Below are 17,419 nucleotides of genomic sequence, written 5' to 3' on the forward strand. Positions count from 1 at the left end.
TTAGATCGCGTCGATTTTCCCAGCGGAGCAGAAAACAATGCGGTTTTTCAACAGGGTGGCTGCGGCTGCCACGGGCTTTTGTGTGCTTTTTTCAACGGCAGCCTTCGCTGATGTCGTGACGCTGAAAGACGTGACCGGCCGCGATGTCGAGGTCAATGTGCCGGTCGAGCACGTGATCCTCGGCGAAGGGCGCCAGATCTATTTCCTCGGCGCGCTCGACCGCGACGACCCGTTCAAGCGCGTCGTCGGCTGGCGCGACGATCTCTCCAAGGCCGATCCGGAAAGCTACGCCGCCTATCTCGCGAAATACCCTGATATCGCCAAGCTGCCGACCTTCGGCGGCATGAAGGACGGCACCTTCGACATCGAGCAGGCGGTGGCGCTGAAGCCCGATGTTGTCTTGATGAATGTCGATGCCAAGACCGCAACGGAAGAGGCCGGCTACATCGAAAAGCTCGCCAAGGTTGGTATCCCGCTCGTCTATGTCGACTTCCGCGAAAAGCCGATGGAAAACACCGAGCCGAGCATGCGTGTGATGGGTAAGCTGCTCGGCAAGGAAGAAAAGGCCGAAGAGTTCATCAAGTTCCGCGCCGAGAGCATCGCCAAGGTGACCGACGTCTTGGCGAAGGCCAATCCGAAGAAGCCGCTGGTCTTCGTCGAGCGCGCCGGCGGTTACTCCGACGATTGCTGCATGTCCTTCGGCAATGAGAATTTCGGCAAGATGGTCGAATTCGCCGGCGGCGTGAACATGGCCAAGGACATCATCCCCGGCACCTTCGGCACGGTCAATCCGGAGCAGATCATCGCCGCGAACCCGGACCAGATCATCATTACCGGCGGCAACTGGCAGGGTTACGTGCCGGGCGGCGCCTGGGTCGGCGTCGGTTATGGCGCCGATCAAAAGGAAGCGGCCCGCAAGCTCGAAAACCTGACCAAGCGCCCGGCCTTCACCGGTGTCCAGGCGGTCAAGGACGGCCAGGTCCATGCCATCTGGCACCAGTTCTACAACAACCCCTATCAGTTCGTCGCGATCCAGCAGATCGCCAAGTGGCTGCATCCGGATCTCTTCGCCGACCTCGACCCGGAAGCGACGTTCAAGGAGCTGCACGAGCGCTTCCTGCCGCTTCCCTATGAGAGCGGCTACTTCGTTTCGCTAACGACCAGCAAGTAAGCAGATCGACAGCCGGAAGAGGGGAGGTCTCTACGGCGCCGCGCGTCTTATTGGACGCGCAAAGGTCGCCGTAGCACTTTGAATTGCTGCGTGTTTTCGTCCTTAAATCGCATACGATTTAAAGAAACAGCAGCAGCGTCACGATCGAAAGGAATGAGAATGCCGATCTTCAGGACAATCGCCTCGGCGATGATCGCCGCCATCGTGCTGGCGGCTCTGCCGGCCAGTGCTGCGGAAATCGTCGACGTGACCGGCCGTCGGGTCGAAATCGCACTTCCGGCCAAGCGGGTTCTGCTGGGCGAGGCGCGGCAGATCCATGTCGCGGCGGCGTTGAAAGGCGAGCATGTCTTCGACACGATCGTCGGCTGGCGCGACGACCTCGTGAAAAAGGATCCGGATTCCTACGCTGCCTATGTCGAGCGCTTCCCCGAGATCGAGAAGCTGCCGCGTTTCGGCTATATCCCTTCAGGCGATTTCAGCCTCGAAGCGGCCATTGCGTTGCAGCCCGACGTGCTGACCCTGAACCTCGAGGCTGAGAAGGCCGTCGAGGAATCGGGCTTCATCGAGAAGGCGGCGGCTGCCGGCATTGCCGTCGTCTATCTCGATTTCCGCGTCGATCCTGCGGCCAACAGCGAGAAATCGGTCGAAATCCTCGGCCAGCTCTTCGGTGCCGAGGCGAAGGCGCGCGAATTCATCGAATACCGCAACGCCCAGATCGCACTGGTGACGGACCGCCTGCAGAAGGCCGGTGCAATCGCGCGCCCAAAGGTCTTTATCGAGCGCTCGCCCGGCATCACCGGCGACGTCGTCTGCTGCCGAACCTTCGGTCCGGCCAATTTCGGCAAGATGGTGGAAGAGGCCGGAGGCCACAATATCGGTTCGGACGTGATCAAGGGCACCTTCGGCGACCTCAATCCCGAGCAGCTCATCGTCAGCGATCCCGACCATGTCATCATCACCGGCAGCAACTGGTCGGCGGAATCCGATCTCAACCAGTTCGTCAGCGTCGGCCGTGGCGCCGATACGGCGGCGGCCGTGGAGCGTTTGCGCGGCCTGATGCAGCGCCCCGGCTTCCCCGGCCTGAAGGCGGTGAAGGAGGGCAATGTCCATGCCGTCTGGCACCAGTTCTACGGCGCGCCCTACGAGTTCATTCCGATCCAGCAGTTTGCCAAGTGGTTCCATCCGGAGCTCTTTGCCGACATCGACCCGGACCGGACGTTCCGCGAGTTCCATGAGAAGTTCCTGCCGGTGACCTATCGCCCCGGCTACTTCGCCTCGTTTCCGAAGGGTGGTGAATGATGGTTGCTGTGACCGACCAAATTTCCGGCATTGAGGGACGAGGGCGCTATCGCGCGCTCGTCCTGCGCCGTTTGGTGTTGATCTTCTGTCTCATCGGCGCGCTGTTTGCGTCCGTCGCGGTCGACATGGCGCTTGGGCCTGCGAACTATCCGCTTGCCGATGTGCTGACGGCGCTGTTCCGGTCGGAAACGGTGAGCGACCAGCTCCGGGTGGTGATCTGGGACATCCGCATGCCGATCGCGCTGATGGCCGTGACGGTCGGTGCCTCGCTGTCGGTCGCCGGCGCGCAGATGCAGACGATTCTCGCCAATCCGCTGGCAAGTCCGTTCACGCTCGGCATCTCCGCCGCCGCCGGTTTCGGCGCAGCCCTCGGCCTCGTTGCCGGTGTCGCGGTCTTTCCGGTTGCCGTCCAATACATGGTGCCGATCAACGCCTTCCTGATGGCGATGCTGGCGGCGCTCTTCATCCACTTCGCCTCCACCATGCGCGGCGTCACCGTCGAAACGATCGTGCTGCTCGGCATCGCGCTCGTCTTCACTTTCAATGCCGCGCTGTCGCTGCTCGAATACCTCGCCTCCGAACAGGCGCTGGCCGCCGTCGTCTTCTGGACGATGGGCAGCCTCACCAAGGCAACCTGGCCGAAGGTCTGGATCACCGGCGCCGTGCTCCTGTTCGCCTTGCCGCTCTTTGCACGGCACGCCTGGGCGCTGACGGCGCTTCGGCTCGGCGACGACAAGGCGGCGAGCTTCGGCATCAATGTTCGCCGGCTAAGGCTCGAAGCGATGATGACGGTCAGCCTGCTTGCGGCGATCCCGGTCTCCTTCGTCGGCACGATCGGTTTCGTCGGTCTCGTCGGGCCGCATATCGCCCGCATGCTGGTCGGCGAGGATCAGCGCTTCTTTCTGCCGGCCTCGGTGCTCTGCGGCGCGCTGCTGCTTTCGGTCACCTCGGTCGTCAGCAAGATGCTGATCCCGGGCGCGGTGCTGCCGATCGGCGTCATCACCGCACTCGTCGGCGTGCCCTTCTTCTTCGTGCTGATTTTCACCAACAGGAGGCGCGCATGGTAAGCCTGACGCTGGAAAAGGTCGGTGCGAACTATGGCCGGCGCGTGGTGCTGTCGGACGTCAATACAGGTGTCCTTAGGGGCGGTGGCCTGACGGCGGTGATCGGTCCCAATGCCGCCGGCAAGTCGACGCTGTTCAAGCGCATCGCAAGCCTGACGTCCGGGCCCGGCACTGTCCATCTTTCGGACACGGCCAAGGGGCCTGAGGGCATCTGCTACATGCCGCAGGATACCGGCGGCAATGCCGTGCTCACCGTGTACGAGTCGGTGCTTCTGTCGGCCAAGCAGGGTTCCGGCTGGAAGGTGAAGGACGCCGAACTCGCCGAGATCGACCGGGTGCTCGGCGAACTCCGGATCGCCGACCTCGCCTTTCGCGGCCTTGGCGAACTCTCCGGTGGCCAGCGCCAGCTCGTCTCCATCGCCCAGGCCCTGGTGCGCAAGCCCGAAGTGCTGTTGATGGACGAACCGACGTCGGCGCTAGATCTCTTCCGCCAGATCGAAGTGCTCGGCTTCATGAAGCGCCTGTCGGCGCAGTCGGGCATGGCGGTGCTGATCGCGCTGCACGACCTGAACCATGCGCTGCGCTACTGCGACGACACGATCGTCATCAGCGGCGGTTCGGTTCTGGCGAGCGGTCCGACTCATGAGGTCATCACCGCGGACATGCTGCGCTCGGTCTACCGCGTCGAAGCGCGAGTGGAGGCTTGCTCGATGGGGCGCCCGGTCGTCATCGTCGACGAGTCGCTTTAGAGCAATTCCAGGAAAAGTGTGGAACGGTTTTCCGTCCGGAATTGCGTAATTTCAAGGAGTTAGATCACTTCACTGTTTCAATGAAACTGTGAAGTGATCTAGGCGCCAGAACAATTCCAGGAAAATGTGAAGCGGTCTCCGTCTGGAACTGCGCCAATTCAAGAGGCTGGAAGCACTTCGCCGCCGAGGCGGCGAAGTGCGGCTTTTGAGATCAGGTCGGCTTGTGCCCCTTCAGGCCGTAGAAGGCGATATAGGCATAGCAGGCGACGGGCATCAGGAAGGCGAGGTGGATGCCGATCGTGTCGGCAAGGCCGCCCTGAACGAGCGGCAACAGCGCGCCGCCGACGATTGCCAGGCACAGGATGCCGGAGCCCTGGCTCGTGTATTTCCCGAGGCCGTAGAGCGCCAGGCTGAAGATCGTCGGGAACATGATCGAATTGAAAAGCCCAATCGCCAGAACCGACCACATGGCAACGCTGCCGCCGGCAAAGACGGTTAGCAGCAACAGCACGATCGCTGCGACTGCGTTGAAGGCCAGCGCCTTGCCGTCGTCGACGAAGCGCATCGCAACCGCGCCGATGAACCGGCCGACCATCGCTCCGCCCCAGAAATACATCACATAATGGGCGGCTTCGGCTTCGGAGAGGCCGGCAATATCGGGCTGGTTCAAGAAGTTGACGAGGAAGCTGCCGATGCTGACCTCCGCGCCGACATAGACGAAGATGCCGATGGCGCCGAGGACCAGGTGGCGGTAGTGCCAAGCCGACTTGCCGTCGGTGATCGGCTCGATCTCGTCATGCACTTCGACGGTCGGAAGCTTCAGGGCGGCGAAGAGCGCCGCAAGCAGCAGGAAGGCGGCGGCAAGAAGCAGGTAGGGCATCTTGACTGCGCTTGCTTCTGCGAGCCTCAGGGCGTCGAGCTGCTCCGGCGTCGCGTCGGTGGTGGCGACGACAGCAGCCGACAGGATCAACGCCGCACCGAACATCGGGGCCAGCGTCGTGCCGAGCGAGTTGAAGGCCTGGGTCAGGGTCAGGCGGCTCGCGGCCGTATCCGGCGGACCAAGCACGGTCACATAGGGGTTGGCCGAAACCTGCAGCAGCGTGATGCCGCTTGCCAGCACGAAGAGAGCACCGAGGAACAGTGCATAGATGCGATAGCTTGCCGCAGGGATGAACAGTGCGCAGCCGATGGCGGCGATGACGAGGCCGAGTACGATCCCCCATTTGTAGCTGATGCGCTTGACGAGCGCGCCGGCGGGCAGCGAGACGATGAAATAGGCGCCGAAGAAGCAGAACTGGATCAGCATCGACTGCGTGTAGTTGAGCGAGAAGACGTTCTTCAGATGCGGGATCAGAATGTCGTTCAGGCACGTAATGAAGCCCCACATGAAGAACAGTGAGGTGAGCGCGAAGAGGGCAAATCGATAGCCCGTCGCGTCCGGTGACGCGGATGAGGCCGCGCGCGTGGGCTCAGCGCCCTTGGTGATGATACCTGCCAATGGTTTAACCTCGTGATGTCGTTGACGCCGGAGCTTGGGCCTTGGGAGGGCGTCGCATTGGACGCGCCGGCGGCAGCCGTGATCTTCGCTTGGGAGCACGAAGATACTCGGCTGCGCGGCGCTTATACCGCGCGCACAGTGCTTTGACAGTGTGAAAGGTAGGATTTCCCCGGTCGCCGGGCCCGTCGCGAGGGCTGGCTATGGGTTACAGGGTGGCCAGCTCGCGATTGGAGAGGCCGCCGGCATTGGTCCGTTTGATGCCGAGCTTCCGTTCAAGCGCCGCCACGATGTCCTCGCTGAATTCGATCGATGTCAGTTCGGCGATTTCGGGCAGGGCCCCGGGGGTAAAGACATTCACCTCGACGAGCTTGTCGCCGACGACGTCCAACCCGACGAGGAACATGCCGTCGCGCACCAGCTTCGGCCGCATCTGTTCGGCCACCGCGAGCATTTCCGGCGTGACGACGGCGGCGACGGGCCTGCCGTTGACATGCATGTTGGAACGCAGCTCACCTTCCGCCGGGACGCGCCGAACCGCAGCATAGGTATCGCCGCGTTTGAGCGGCCGGCCGTTCATCAGGAACAGCCTGACGTCGCCTTCCGTTGCGGCCGGCAGATATTCCTGCGCGATCACATAGCCCATCTCGCTGACGGCCTCGAAAATCTGGTTGAGGTTCGTCTCGTGGCTGGAACTCACCTTGAAGACGTTCTTGCCGCCGGAGCCCTGCAGCGGCTTCAGGATGACGCCTTCCGGGTGCTCGTCGACAAAGGCCCTGATCTCCTCGATATGCTTCGAGATCAGCGTGGTCGGCCGGACCATCTCGGGGAAGTCCTGGAGATAGAGCTTGTTCTGCGCCCGCGCCAGCCCGTCGGGATCGTTGACGACGATTGCCCCGCGCTCGGCCGCAAGCCGCCCGAAGATCACGCCCGCCTGGGTGGCCCAGGGGCGCGGACCGGCGTCTTCCGACGGGTCGTTTCTCAGAAACAGAACGTCGACGTCGGCGATGTCCAGGATGTCTCGCCCTGTTGCGTCGCCCCTTAATGCGGCGATGAAGGTTTCGGCCTTGCGCGGCTTTGCCGCGCCGAGGTTGAGGGCGTGGATCATCAGGCGGCCATCGGGCCTCAGGATGAAATCACCAGGCGTTACGTAGACGATCTCGTGGCCGCGGGCGAGCGCTGCAAGCGCAAGCGACGTCGTCGCGTAGAACGTCCCTTCACCCTCGATGGAGTTGACGAGAAAGGCGATGCGCATCCGGTTTCCTAGTCTGCGACCATGTCGAGCGGAGTTATTCCCCTTTGGGCTCGCTGAAGTCTGTCGCGCGCTTTGACGTCATCGAGGAAAATAGGGCGAATGGCCGCGGCACCAAGGAGGCCGCGCAAATTGAGTTCCTGGATCGCACCGAAATGCGAGGCGGCGATCTTGCCCATCCAGAAGGGCTCAAGACTGCCGCCGTCGGCGAGATGGTCGAGAAGCTGCAGCAGGCCGCGCAGGTAGATCGCGTCCTTGACCAGCCCGCCGCCGCGATAGATGCGCAGTGTGATGTTGAAGGCCTCGGCGGTGCCGAAGCCGTGGCCGTCGACAAGCAGCCGGTAGGTCTCCGCAAACAGTGCGCCGTCGAGCAGGGCCGCGCAGCCGACGACTCGCGCCGCAAGCACCCGCAGCCGGTCCGCGGTCATTCCCGCGCTCAAGTATTCGGCGAAAACGGCAAGCCCTTCCTGCATGCCCTCGTAACCTGCAAGCCCGGAGCGGAGGATCCTGAGGCCCTGCGCCGAGCCGTTGAAATAGGTCAGCAGGTGCACGCCGACCTCGTGGTTGAGCAGCGCCTCGACGCGGTCGGGGTCGAGTGCCGAGCTTCGGGCGATCAGCAATTGGCCGCGCGAGACGAGCATGCCGGCTGGCAGGTCGTCGCGAATTTCGACGGAGGCGGTGAAATCGGCTGATTGGCGCCGATAGGCTGATATCATCGCCTGCGCACGCTCCCTTATGTAGTCGCAGTCGCGCTTGTTGGCGGATGTCGGAGACGAGGCGCCATCGGCTGCGGTGCGTGCAAGGATGTCGGACGCGGCGTTGAGAAGTTCGCTTTCCACCGGGCCGTAGAGTGCGCGGCCGAGCTCGACGAATTTGCGGGTCTCGCGCGCGGAAATCATCGAGAGCTGGAGATCGACCTCCTGCTGCTTTTCCCGATAGAGGGCGTAGAGCAGCGGATCTTCGAGATGTTCGAAATTGAGGGTGAAGAGTTTGCGCTTGGCCGTTTCGATCTGCAGCGCCAGCGGCCGATAGTAGAGGCGGGGACTTCGGGCAAAGCCGCTCGACGCGAATTCCGCCCAGGCGGTTTCCGCGTTGATCGGCGTCACCGCGAGCAGGAAATCGAAACTCGAGGCAATCTCGTCGATGCCGCGGTCGGCCCGCACGACCGCGTCGACGAAGGCTTTCCGGCCAAGGGCGCGGTGCGTCGGCAGCCGGAAGTCGTCGGACCGCGCGCGGGCGAAGGCCGCAACGGCGCGGAGGCCGGCATCGAAGACGCTCGCAACCAGCCGCTCGCGCAATTGCGGATAGATGCGGCGGGTGCCTGGCTCGCAGTAGATGGGGGCAAAACGCACGGTGAGATGGGGATAGTCGAGCGCCAGGGTTTCTCTGCGCGCGGTCGCATCCGGTTGCCGCTCGACAAGCGTCACATGCGGGGTCCGGAACTTTCCTTCGATCGTCGCGGCCGTCTCGATCAGTGCTTTCGCGGCAACCTGCTCGGCGGCGCTTAGCCCGGCGACGACCTCGATCAGGAAGGGCGGCAGGAACGGCGCGTCCTTGGCCGGCGGGTCATCGCTTTCGAGCTCCGCGAATTCGAGAACGATGAACATGCCCTGGCGCTCTTCGATCACGCGGCCGATCCGCTCGATGACGACGGCGGCGATATCGACGCTCGGAGCCAGCAGATAGGCGGCATTCGCCTGGGCGATATCGCGCGCGACCGGCTGCTGGTGCTCGGCTGCGATATGAACGCAGAGGAAGGGAAGCAGGCGGTCGATGTGCAGCCGTCCACCCTCGCCGAAGTCCCGTCGCACGGCGCGACCATCCTTCAGCCGGGCTATGGCTTCATCGAGCCACTCCGGGTCGGGGCTCGCGCGCATGGATCTCCCGTCCGTCATCGCTGCCTCGCGAGCGCCTCGGTCAGGATTGGAACGAGTGATCCGACCAGTGTGCGCAGTGACCTCAGCGCTTCGAGGTCTGGCTTGCCGGTCCACTCGTCCATGAAGGTCTTCTTGAACTCGATCGCGATCGCGCAGCCCGTATCGGGAAAGTGCTCGTGAATGAAGCGCGTCTGTTCTCCGCGTCCCTGGAAGGCAATGTTTTCACGCACATCCACAGGCCGACCCGCGAGCGTGGTGGCGCTGATGGCAGCGACCAGCGTATCGATCACGTCGGCCCATTTGACCCGATCCATGGAGGAGGTCCCGATGTTGATCTCGGGCGTCTCGGCGATATCGGCCGGTTCGGCCTCCGGCCCCTGACGCCGATGGTTGTAGCTGTGTATGTCGAGCACGATGAAGCGCTGATGGCGGCGCTCGATCGCCGTCAGCATCGACCGTAGCATGGCATAGTATTCGTCATGGACGGCAAGGGACGCCGCAATCAGCGCCGCAGGCGGCTGCTCCCGCCAGACGGAAAGGCCCCAGGCCTGTGCGGGCTGGAGATAGATGGCGCCTGCGCGGGCACGATTGATATCGACCTCGAAACGGGAGCGATGGACGACGATGCGGTTGGCAAGGTCCCGGATGATGAACTCGGTGAACGGGTCCTCCTCGCGCAGCCTTTCTTCCTCCGTCAACGCCACCAGCGCCCGGGCATCGCTACGCATCGCATGCCCATTGTGGATCGCGGTGCCGACGATCGGTCCATCGCCGCGATTTACGGTCCACCAGGCGTTCTCCGTGGCTGAACGGAACTGTTCCGTCGGCTCGCGTTGCATGTTCGCTCCCGCATGCCCTCACTATGGGCGCTTCGGGACTGCAACTCCCGGGCACGCCCGAGAGTTCCGCAAAGATTCAAAATTCCATGGCAGATCAGTCCCGTGCGGGGTGCCCTTCTCGATTCCCGCTTCAGCGCGAAGATGCCGTGATTTCGCCGAGGATCCATTGGCGGAAGGCGCTGATCTTCGGTGAATTGCGCCGCGTCTCCGGATAGACCAGCCAGTAGGCATGCTCGTCGTTGCAGAGAAGATCGAAGGGCTGGACGAGGCGCCCATCGGCCAGCTCGGCGGCGAAGAACGCCGGCGTCAGGATCGCCACGCCCTGGCCGGCCGTCGCGGCGTTGCCCTCATAGGCCTGTGCGCCCATGCTGGCGCCGGGACGACTTGAAAGCCCCTCGGCAGGCACATTCGCGGCCGCAAACCATTTCGCCCACCAGGGATCGCCGGGATCGAGCAGCGGCAGACGCAACAGATCGGCCGGCTCTTTCACCCCGCCGATACTGGCAGCAAGGCTCGGGCTGAGCATAGGCGTGAAGTCGGCGTTGATCAGCCGATGCGCTGCAAGCCCCGGCCAGTCGCCGCGGCCGGAGCGAATACCGATGTCGACCTCCTCGCGGCTGAAGTCCACCAGGTGAGGCTCCGTTTGAAGGCGGACGGCAAGGGAAGGGTGGGCGATCTGAAAGGAGCCAAGACGCCGCGCCAGCCAATTGGAGGCGAAAGTGGCGATCGTGCTGATGACCAGCGTTCCCTGGGCGCCGCCGCGCGCCGTGACATAGGCTTCGCTGAGTTGCTCGAAAGCCTGCGTGACCGCCGGAGCGAGCCGCTGTCCGACTTCTGTCAAGGCGATCTGGCGTGGGCGGCGCAGAAACAGGGGTGCACCGACCCGATCCTCGAGAACCTTGATCTGATAGCTCACCGCGGCTTGCGTCATGCCGAGCTCGGTTGCGGCCTTGGTGAAGCTTCCATGCCGGGCAACCGCCTCAAAGACGCGGATAGCCGTCAATGGTGGAAGCGGAAGTGTCTTATGCATTAAATGGCCTTATGCATGGTAAGCGATATTCGATTGGAAGGTGATGCCGTTCGTAACCATTTTCAAGGTCCGTCCATTAGACGGATTGATGAAGAGGATGACGGCTATGACAACCATTCAAGTACGTAGTTTTTCGTCGACCAACGATTTTTCCGCGCGCTCCTGGCTGGCGCCTCTGTTCGCTCGGAAGCGCCCGGCGCTCGATATCGTCGACGTCCGAGACCTGTCGGATCACCTGAAACGGGACATGGGCTTCCTCGATGGCAACCGCCCCGACGCGAAGGACCTCCCGACCGCTTGACCGCTTCCGACCTGGGCGAGCCTCCCATCGCCCAGGTCCACCAATGCCAAGGGGCGTGACACCGTCGCCGGGGGCCTCCTTCCTCCACTGCATCGCTCCTTCACTCACGGCTCTGACGTGCGCCAAAAACGGAGCAGTTTTTCATCTCTCGCCTGCTCTTTGGGTCAGAATTCCTTTAATCTACTATTTGAGTGGATAATCTCGGAAAGGCTCGGTCAGGAATCGAGCTGGGCAGAAACGCCTTCCGGTCGGCGCAGGTTTGCGTTGACCGCCTGAAATGAGGTCCGAGATGAGTATGCTGCGGCAATTTGAGCGTTTGAGCGCAATTCGCGAGGTCCTGCAGGGCCGTTTGGAGCTTCACGAGGCGCGAGACTGTTTCGGCTTCGACGATGTCGAGGACGGCACGGCCAATGAGCTCAGGGACCGTATCGCCGAACTCTCCGATGAAATCTCGACCTTGAGAAGTCGTTGCGACCGGTACGAAAGCTTCGGCCGTCAATGACCAACCCGAACGGCGGCAGCACGTCGCCGATGAATGGACCATCCCCATGACATTGCATGTGAATTCACGCGTCGCGGATCACACGATCAATCCGCTTTTTCTCGAACGCTGGTCGCCGCGGGCCTACTCGGGCGAAGAGATTTCCGAGGCCGAGCTGTTCGAAATCCTGGAGGCCGCCCGCTGGGCGCCATCAGCCTACAATGCCCAGCCCTGGCATTTCGTCTATGCCCGCCGCGGCGGACAGGACTGGGAGAAGCTGCTCGGTCTTCTGAACGAGTTCAACCGCAGTTGGGCAAAAGAGGCTTCGGCCCTCATCTTCGTGCTGTCGAAAACCTCCCTGCTGCCGCCAGGCGCCAGCGAGGAGGTGCCTTCCTACACCCATTCCTTCGATACGGGCGCCGCCTGGGGCGCACTCGCCCTGCAGGCGGCCCATTCCGGCTGGCAGGCGCACGGCATGGCCGGCATCGACTACGACCGCGCGCGGGCCGAACTCGAAGTTCCCGAAAACTACCGGATCGAGGCTGCCGTTGCGATCGGACGCCTCGGCGACAAGGCTCTGCTTCCGGAGGCGCTGCAACAGCGCGAGCAACCAAGCCCGCGCAAAGCCCTCTCCGAGATCGTGTCCGAAGGGCGCTTCGTGGCCGGCTAAGCTTCGGTAGACTTGGACGGGGAGCGGGGGTACACTGCCGGCCCGCTCTCCTCAGCGATCGTCCGTTTCACCCTTGCTCGTCGCGTTCAGCGCCTGAACGCTGATGGCCGCGACGAGGCCGGTCAGGACGATGCCGGAAAAGCCTATCACCAGAGCCAGTAGCCGTGCGCCCAGGTGTTTGGGCGTGATGTCGCCGTAGCCGATCGTCAGCCCGGTGACGAAGGTGAAATAGAGGGATTCATCGAGCCGCCATTCCTCGATGCGGCCAATGATGACACCGCATCCGGTCATCACGATCAGGATTGCGGAGAAGATCGGCCAGAGCACCTGAAGTTGCTGGTAGAGATTGGAGAAGAACAGGCGCCGCATTCTTTTTGAATGGCTCCTGCGATCAGATTTCGCCACGCAACCCTCCCTCTCGCCAGGTAGGAAGCCCGCCAGGCTAACGATTCCGTACGCCTGCGACGGTCCGCCTTGGCTTCGCTCCCTGCCGCCGAAATCCCCTCTCGGCCCGGCACCCGCAGTCCTCAAGATATCCGCAAGTCGAGCAGCCTGCCAGCGTCTGCTTTGGTAGGCGACAAGCGATGCCCGAAGTGTGGCTGAGGCGTTCCTTGCAACGGATTTTACCCAGTGCTATCGCTTTAGAATAACTTCATGAAAGCTCCTGCCAGAGGATAGTCCGGATGGCATCGAACGAGCATTCGCCTGTCGGCGACGGTCGCGGTGCCACTGCGGGTTTCCGGCTCGACGTGATTGCAGGTCTCACGGCCGCTGCCGTGGTTCTGCCAAAGGCGATGGCCTATGCTACGGTCGCCGGTCTGCCTGTCAGTGTCGGTCTCTACACCGCCTTCGTGCCGATGATCATCTACGCGCTTCTCGGCACGTCCCGGGTGCTGAGCGTCTCGTCGACCACGACCCTTGCCATTCTCGCCGGAACACAGCTCGGCCTTGCCGTCCCGGATGGCGATCCCGGCAAGTTGATAACGGCAACCGCGACGCTGACGGCGATGACCGGTGGGCTTCTCATCCTGGCTTCGCTTCTCCGCTTCGGCTTTGTCGCCAACTTCATCTCCTCGCCGGTCCTGATCGGCTTCAAGGCCGGCATTGGCCTCGTCATCGTGCTCGACCAGGTGCCGAAGCTGCTTGGCCTTCACATCACCAAGGAAGGGTTCTTCCGGGATATCCTCAGCATCGCCGGCCATCTGTCCGAGACCTCGCTACTGACGCTTGCGATTGCGGCTGCGGCGCTGGTGGCGCTTCTTGCGATGGAGCGGCTCTGGCCGCATTCGCCGGCGCCGCTTCTGGCGGTGGCGGCAGGCATCGCGCTTTCCTGGTTTGCCGGCCTCGAGGCGCTCGGTGTCTCCACCGTCGGCTTCATCCCGCAGTCTCTGCCTTCGATCACGCTTCCGAGCCTCGGTCTTGCCCAGGAGCTTCTGCCCGGCGCGCTCGGCATCGCCTTGATGAGCTTCACCGAGACTATCGCCGCCGGACGCGCATTTGCCGCCCCCTCCGACCCGCCGATCAGGGCGAACCGCGAATTGCTGGCAACCGGTGCTGCAAATCTCGGCGGTGCATTGTTCGGCGCCATGAGCGCGGGCGGCGGAACATCACAGACGGCCGTCGTGCGTGCCGTCGGTGGACATTCGCAGGTGGCGTCGCTGGTCACCGCTGCGGCAGCGGCTGCCACGATGCTGGTGCTGGCGCCCCTGCTCGGTCTCCTGCCACAGGCGGTGCTGGCGGCGATCGTCATCGTCTATTCGATCGGGCTCATCAAACCGGCGGATTTCTGGTCGGTGCGCAAGGTGCGCCTCATGGAGTTCCATTGGGCGCTGGCGGCCTTTCTCGGGGTGCTGCTCTTCGGGACGCTGCAGGGCATCATCGTCGCGATCGTGCTTTCCTTCATCGGACTGGCCCGCCAGGCGGCATCGGCGAAGGTCTATGTCGTCGGCCGCAAGCGCGGCACCGATCGGCTCCGGCCGCTGTCGCCGGATCATCCTGACGACGAGACCTTCGAAGGGCTGCTGATCCTTCGGCCGGAGGGGCGCCTGTTCTTTGCCAATGCCCAGCAAGTGGCAGACCAGGCGCAGATGCTGGTCGCCAAGCACAAGCCCAAGGTTCTCGTGCTCGACATGAGCCGGGTCTTCGATATCGAATATTCCGCGCTGCAGATGATGATGGAGGGCGAGCGTCGCATCAGCGAGCACGGGGTCACCGTCTGGCTGGCCGAGCTGAACCCGGATGTGCTCGCCTATGTGCGGGCCTCCGGTTTTGCCGATCAGCTCGGCCCCGATCGCCTGTTCGTCAACACCCGCACAGCCCTTCAGCACTATCTGGCGAGCATCGCTCCGGCTGCAGCCTGATTCACTCCGCGATCAATTCTCCGGTGCCGCCGAATGCCGGCGGGAAGTCGCGATATTTGGGCAAGCCGTCCTTCATCGGCAGCACCGTCTCCTGATAGTTGACGTGGAGCGCGGGTTTGAACGGCAGAGCCGGGATGACCGCAGCAAAGACGTCCGTCACGCCCCAGAGCGGATGCTCGGTCATGAGGTGACCGCCGCAGGCCTTGCACCATTTGCGCACGCTCGTCGCGGTCTTCTGGTAGCCGACAAGATTGTCCGCGCCCTTGACGATGCGGACCTTCTCCGGCGGCCAAAGCGTGAATGCATTCACGGGTCCCGCCGACCACGTCCGGCACGAATTGCAATGACAGAAGCCCATGGCGGCCGGATCGCCGTTCACTTCGATCTCGACTGCGCCGCAGAAGCACTTTCCGTTGTAGCTGCCGTTCGCTGCCATGACTTTCTCCTTTCGGTTCGCGCCATCCGGAGATTGGGTTCTCGCCGATGACCGATCTGAACCATGCCTGAGCGTGTCACGCCTGATCCTGAGGTCAACGCCTCCTTTCGAGCTACTGCATGTTTCCTTTAATCGTACCCGATTAAAGGGTAAAAACATGCAGCAATTCAAAGTGCTACAGCGACCTTTGCGCGTCTGATAAGACGCGCGGCGCTGTAGGTTTGTGCTTCGGCCCTGAGGCTGGTCACCGGATGAGGCTTTGCTGCAGCACGATGCGGGCCGACAAACCGCCGCCGTCCCGGTTGCGGAGCTCGAGTTCCGCGCCGGTACGATCCAGCGCTTGTTCGACGATGCTGAGGCCCAGGCCGCTGCCGACCGATGTCTTGAAGCGGCCGCGGAAGAAACGCTCGGTCACGTGCGGCATCTCCTCGTCGGGAATGCCGGGGCCTGTGTCGTTGATCACAATGACGAGGCGGCCGGCCGCCATCTCGCAGGTACAGGAAACTGTTGCCCCAGGCGGCGAATGGTTGATGGCATTTTCCAGGAGGTTGCGCGCCGCCAGGCGAAAGAGGTCCGGATCCATGTCGATCTTCACACCGAAGAGGTGCGGGTCGATGGCGACGTCGACCCGGTGAGCCTGGCCGGCGAGTTCGGTCCTAAGCCCTGTGAATATTTCACCGACATCGAAGGCTCCTGCCGGCTTGGCACTCTCGGAGGCTTCGACGGAGGCGATGTCGAGCAGTTGCCGCACCAGCTTGCCGGTCCGGTCGACCCCGGCGACAATCTGGCCGAGCGCCTTCTCACGGATCTCGCCGTCGTCGCTGGCAAGCGCGACCTGGGCTTGCGTCTTGAGACCCGCCAGAGGCGTGCGCAGTTCGTGGGCGGCAAAGGCGATGAAGTTCTGTTCGCGCTCGCGGGCGCCGGCGACACGGGCGAAGAGGCCGTTCAGCGATTTCAACACCGGGCTGATTTCACGCGTCGTGCCCGCGTCTTCAATCGCGTGAAGATCCGAAGCCTCGCGCGCGGCGAGATCGCCCGCAAGTTTCCGAAGCGGTGCCAGCCCGCGCCCGACGCTGAGCCAGATCAGCACGGCGAGAAGCGGGATGATCAACAGCGCCGGTAGCAGCAATCCCTTGACCAGATCGTTGACCAGCCGGTCGCGGATGCGAAGGTTGTCACCGACGAGGACACGCACGCCGAGGCTGGCATTCTCAACCGCGAAAACCCGCCAGGTCTCGCCGTTGATGACGGTTTCCGAGAAACCCATCGCATGCGGCGCGAGCGTCGTGTCGGGAGCGCTGTCAGACTTGCCGATCAGTGTGCCGTCCAGCGACCAGATCTGGCAGGAGAGCTGCCGGTCGTAATGCGGGTGCTCCAGAACCGGTATCTTGATCGCACTCTGCGCCGGACGGTTGGCGCCACCGTCGCCTTCTTCCTTCATCATGTCGGGGCTGACGATCAGCGAATTCACCATGCGCGCGGCCTCCATCAGTCGCGCGTCGAGCACACGCTCCACCTCGGCGCGCGTGCTGAGGAAGATCCAGACCGTCGCCGACAGCCACAGCAGTCCTGTCGTGATCAACAGTATGGCGAAGAGGCGGGTGCGCAGCGACCGCATCAGCCGGCCCCACCCAGCCGGTAGCCGATGCCTCTGACGGTTTCGATCAGGCCGGGGCCGAGCTTGTTGCGCAGGTGGTGGATATGAACCTCGACGGCGTTGCTTTCGATTTCCTCCTGCCAGCCGTAGAGCCTGTCTTCGAGCTTGGTTTTCGAAAAGATGACGCCGGGGTGTGCCATCAGCGTGTGCAGGATCGAATATTCGCGCCGCGAGAGTTGCACTGGCTTGCCGGCCTGTTCCACCGACTGTCGGGCGGGATCGAGCCGCAGGCCTGCCCATTCGAGCGCCGCCGTCGCACGGCCGGTAGACCGCCGAGACAGCGCCCGCAACCGTGCGGCCACTTCGTCGAGGTCGAAGGGTTTCCCGAGGTAGTCGTCGGCGCCGGTGTCGAGGCCGGCCACACGATCGCGAACCGTGTCGCGGGCCGTCAACAGCAGCACGGGAGTGTCATTCTGGCTGGAGCGCAAGTCCTTGAGGATATCCATGCCGGAACCATCTGGAAGCATCAGGTCGAGCACGATCGCGTCGAAGCCGTTGGCGGCCAGCGCCGTCGCCGCTGCATCGCAGGTGCTGACGGCATCGGTGGTGAAGCCGGCCAGAGCCAGGCCGACCTTCAGCCCGTCACGCAGGATGTCATCGTCTTCGACGATCAGGACTCGCATTGCTATTCCTCACATTTTTGAGAGCGGAACTCTTAAATCGCTCCCTTAAGGCAGCCTTAAGGTAGGACTTCCCTCTGAAGCGGCATTGCAACAATCGAATCGTTGAATGCCCGAT

At 63.1% G+C, this 17,419-nt stretch carries 17 protein-coding genes; 8 read left to right on the plus strand and 9 right to left on the minus strand.

Features of this window, described 5'->3' with window-relative positions; genetic code table 11:
• Positions 1-37 precede the first annotated feature (37 nt).
• The 4 genes from V7S54_RS08345 to V7S54_RS08360 all read left to right on the plus strand — a co-directional run bounded on the left by V7S54_RS08345 (position 38) and on the right by V7S54_RS08360 (position 4,283).
• Entirely contained in the window at positions 38-1,171 is a 1,134-nt protein-coding gene (locus V7S54_RS08345) for an ABC transporter substrate-binding protein (RefSeq protein WP_065373330.1), read from the plus strand.
• A gap of 153 nt (positions 1,172-1,324) precedes the next feature.
• Positions 1,325-2,470 (plus strand): ABC transporter substrate-binding protein, encoded by a 1,146-nt coding sequence (locus V7S54_RS08350; protein WP_336408201.1) that lies wholly within the window; start codon positions 1,325-1,327, stop codon positions 2,468-2,470.
• Positions 2,467-3,537, plus strand: coding sequence for a FecCD family ABC transporter permease (locus tag V7S54_RS08355; RefSeq protein WP_442892544.1), 1,071 nt, complete (start codon positions 2,467-2,469; stop codon positions 3,535-3,537). Before V7S54_RS08350 ends, V7S54_RS08355 begins: the two co-directional genes overlap by 4 nt.
• On the plus strand, positions 3,531-4,283 hold the full coding sequence (locus V7S54_RS08360) for an ABC transporter ATP-binding protein (protein ID WP_336408202.1): 753 nt from the start codon (positions 3,531-3,533) through the stop codon (positions 4,281-4,283). Before V7S54_RS08355 ends, V7S54_RS08360 begins: the two co-directional genes overlap by 7 nt.
• 211 nt (positions 4,284-4,494) lie before the next feature.
• On the opposite strand, the gene V7S54_RS08365 is transcribed toward V7S54_RS08360, so the two are convergent.
• From V7S54_RS08365 to gcvA, 5 genes are all read right to left on the minus strand, one after another.
• Positions 4,495-5,769, minus strand: coding sequence for a sugar MFS transporter (locus V7S54_RS08365; RefSeq protein ID WP_336408336.1), 1,275 nt, complete (start codon positions 5,767-5,769; stop codon positions 4,495-4,497).
• Positions 5,770-5,986: 217 nt separating this feature from the next.
• A complete protein-coding gene (locus V7S54_RS08370) occupies positions 5,987-7,033 on the minus strand; it encodes a glutathione synthetase (protein WP_336408203.1) in 1,047 nt (348 codons plus the stop codon).
• A gap of 8 nt (positions 7,034-7,041) precedes the next feature.
• Positions 7,042-8,925, minus strand: coding sequence for a flavohemoglobin expression-modulating QEGLA motif protein (locus tag V7S54_RS08375; RefSeq protein WP_336408204.1), 1,884 nt, complete (start codon positions 8,923-8,925; stop codon positions 7,042-7,044).
• A complete protein-coding gene (locus V7S54_RS08380; protein ID WP_065373323.1) occupies positions 8,922-9,746 on the minus strand; it encodes an N-formylglutamate amidohydrolase in 825 nt (274 codons plus the stop codon). Before V7S54_RS08380 ends, V7S54_RS08375 begins: the two co-directional genes overlap by 4 nt.
• A 130-nt stretch (positions 9,747-9,876) precedes the next feature.
• Positions 9,877-10,776 (minus strand): transcriptional regulator GcvA, encoded by a 900-nt coding sequence (gene gcvA / locus V7S54_RS08385; RefSeq protein ID WP_065373322.1) that lies wholly within the window; start codon positions 10,774-10,776, stop codon positions 9,877-9,879.
• Between the two features lie 106 nt (positions 10,777-10,882).
• On the opposite strand from gcvA, the gene V7S54_RS08390 reads away from it, so the two are divergent.
• The 3 genes from V7S54_RS08390 to V7S54_RS08400 all read left to right on the plus strand — a co-directional run bounded on the left by V7S54_RS08390 (position 10,883) and on the right by V7S54_RS08400 (position 12,228).
• The gene (locus V7S54_RS08390; RefSeq protein ID WP_065373462.1) at positions 10,883-11,077 is read left to right on the plus strand and encodes a hypothetical protein; all 195 of its coding nucleotides are present in this window, start codon (positions 10,883-10,885) and stop codon (positions 11,075-11,077) included.
• A gap of 289 nt (positions 11,078-11,366) precedes the next feature.
• Positions 11,367-11,579: a hypothetical protein gene (locus tag V7S54_RS08395; RefSeq protein ID WP_057251848.1), complete on the plus strand. Its 213-nt coding sequence runs from the start codon at positions 11,367-11,369 to the stop codon at positions 11,577-11,579.
• Positions 11,580-11,625: 46 nt separating this feature from the next.
• Positions 11,626-12,228, plus strand: a complete 603-nt coding sequence (locus tag V7S54_RS08400) for a nitroreductase family protein (protein WP_065373321.1) — start codon at positions 11,626-11,628, stop codon at positions 12,226-12,228.
• 51 nt (positions 12,229-12,279) lie between these two features.
• Here the strand turns inward: V7S54_RS08400 and V7S54_RS08405 are convergent, their stop codons facing one another.
• Entirely contained in the window at positions 12,280-12,597 is a 318-nt protein-coding gene (locus tag V7S54_RS08405) for a potassium channel family protein (protein ID WP_336408205.1), read from the minus strand.
• A 314-nt stretch (positions 12,598-12,911) separates the two neighbouring features.
• Between V7S54_RS08405 and V7S54_RS08410 the strand changes: the two genes are divergently transcribed.
• Positions 12,912-14,588, plus strand: coding sequence for a SulP family inorganic anion transporter (locus V7S54_RS08410; RefSeq protein WP_336408206.1), 1,677 nt, complete (start codon positions 12,912-12,914; stop codon positions 14,586-14,588).
• Position 14,589: 1 nt separating this feature from the next.
• Here the strand turns inward: V7S54_RS08410 and V7S54_RS08415 are convergent, their stop codons facing one another.
• The 3 genes from V7S54_RS08415 to V7S54_RS08425 all read right to left on the minus strand — a co-directional run bounded on the left by V7S54_RS08415 (position 14,590) and on the right by V7S54_RS08425 (position 17,304).
• Positions 14,590-15,024, minus strand: a complete 435-nt coding sequence (locus tag V7S54_RS08415) for a GFA family protein (protein WP_065373319.1) — start codon at positions 15,022-15,024, stop codon at positions 14,590-14,592.
• 244 nt (positions 15,025-15,268) lie between these two features.
• Complete coding sequence (locus V7S54_RS08420) at positions 15,269-16,642, minus strand: ATP-binding protein (protein ID WP_336408207.1); 1,374 nt, start codon at positions 16,640-16,642, stop codon at positions 15,269-15,271.
• Positions 16,642-17,304, minus strand: a complete 663-nt coding sequence (locus V7S54_RS08425) for a response regulator transcription factor (protein ID WP_336408208.1) — start codon at positions 17,302-17,304, stop codon at positions 16,642-16,644. The genes V7S54_RS08420 and V7S54_RS08425 overlap by 1 nt, the downstream gene beginning before the upstream one ends.
• Positions 17,305-17,419 lie beyond the last annotated feature (115 nt).

Origin of the sequence: Ensifer sp. CCNWLY38 (assembly GCF_037120565.1) — a bacterium.
Taxonomy (GTDB): Bacteria; Pseudomonadota; Alphaproteobacteria; order Rhizobiales; family Rhizobiaceae; genus Ensifer; species Ensifer adhaerens_H.

What these genes read in the sequence shown, in the direction of transcription:
- V7S54_RS08355 (WP_442892544.1), top strand. Translation starts at nt 2,467, where the DNA reads ATGATGGTTGCTGTGACCGACCAAATTTCCGGCATTGAGGGACGAGGG.
- V7S54_RS08390 (WP_065373462.1), top strand. Translation starts at nt 10,883, where the DNA reads ATGACAACCATTCAAGTACGTAGTTTTTCGTCGACCAACGATTTTTCC.
- V7S54_RS08405 (WP_336408205.1), bottom strand. Translation starts at nt 12,597, where the DNA reads ATGCGGCGCCTGTTCTTCTCCAATCTCTACCAGCAACTTCAGGTGCTC.
- V7S54_RS08400 (WP_065373321.1), top strand. Translation starts at nt 11,626, where the DNA reads ATGACATTGCATGTGAATTCACGCGTCGCGGATCACACGATCAATCCG.
- V7S54_RS08360 (WP_336408202.1), top strand. Translation starts at nt 3,531, where the DNA reads ATGGTAAGCCTGACGCTGGAAAAGGTCGGTGCGAACTATGGCCGGCGC.
- V7S54_RS08420 (WP_336408207.1), bottom strand. Translation starts at nt 16,642, where the DNA reads ATGCGGTCGCTGCGCACCCGCCTCTTCGCCATACTGTTGATCACGACA.
- gcvA (WP_065373322.1), bottom strand. Translation starts at nt 10,776, where the DNA reads ATGCATAAGACACTTCCGCTTCCACCATTGACGGCTATCCGCGTCTTT.
- V7S54_RS08410 (WP_336408206.1), top strand. Translation starts at nt 12,912, where the DNA reads ATGGCATCGAACGAGCATTCGCCTGTCGGCGACGGTCGCGGTGCCACT.
- V7S54_RS08375 (WP_336408204.1), bottom strand. Translation starts at nt 8,925, where the DNA reads ATGACGGACGGGAGATCCATGCGCGCGAGCCCCGACCCGGAGTGGCTC.
- V7S54_RS08415 (WP_065373319.1), bottom strand. Translation starts at nt 15,024, where the DNA reads ATGGCAGCGAACGGCAGCTACAACGGAAAGTGCTTCTGCGGCGCAGTC.
- V7S54_RS08425 (WP_336408208.1), bottom strand. Translation starts at nt 17,304, where the DNA reads ATGCGAGTCCTGATCGTCGAAGACGATGACATCCTGCGTGACGGGCTG.
- V7S54_RS08350 (WP_336408201.1), top strand. Translation starts at nt 1,325, where the DNA reads ATGAGAATGCCGATCTTCAGGACAATCGCCTCGGCGATGATCGCCGCC.
- V7S54_RS08380 (WP_065373323.1), bottom strand. Translation starts at nt 9,746, where the DNA reads ATGCAACGCGAGCCGACGGAACAGTTCCGTTCAGCCACGGAGAACGCC.
- V7S54_RS08395 (WP_057251848.1), top strand. Translation starts at nt 11,367, where the DNA reads ATGAGTATGCTGCGGCAATTTGAGCGTTTGAGCGCAATTCGCGAGGTC.
- V7S54_RS08370 (WP_336408203.1), bottom strand. Translation starts at nt 7,033, where the DNA reads ATGCGCATCGCCTTTCTCGTCAACTCCATCGAGGGTGAAGGGACGTTC.
- V7S54_RS08345 (WP_065373330.1), top strand. Translation starts at nt 38, where the DNA reads ATGCGGTTTTTCAACAGGGTGGCTGCGGCTGCCACGGGCTTTTGTGTG.